The sequence below is a fragment of the Rhizobium sp. SVR5-9E genome (genome assembly GCF_056755095.1).
This window is the reverse complement of the sequence record NZ_JBNDHS010000366.1, coordinates 1-279: the sequence shown is the minus strand read 5'-3', so window position 1 is coordinate 279 and position 279 is coordinate 1. Positions and strand designations below refer to the sequence as shown.

The following is a 279-nucleotide window of genomic DNA, read 5'->3' as shown; positions in this document are numbered from 1 at the left end:
TACTTAGATGTTTCAGTTCCCCCGGTTCGCCTCGTTAACCTATGTATTCAGTTAACGATAGTGTGTCGGAACACACTGGGTTTCCCCATTCGGACATCGCCGGGTCAAAGGTTCATATCACCTCGCCGGCGCTTTTCGCAGATTAGCACGTCCTTCATCGCCTCTGACTGCCAGGGCATCCACCGTGTACGCTTAGTCGCTTAACCTCACAACCCGAAGATGTTTCTTTCGATTCATCACCGGCTTGCGAAAATTTGAGAGACTCGAACACACATAACA

1 rRNA gene is annotated in these 279 nt (G+C 49.8%); it reads right to left on the bottom strand.

Annotation, left to right across the window (positions count from 1 at the left end):
• Positions 1–206 (bottom strand): 23S ribosomal RNA (locus ACPYOJ_RS35205); the annotation flags it as partial.
• Positions 207–279: the final 73 nt, after the last annotated feature.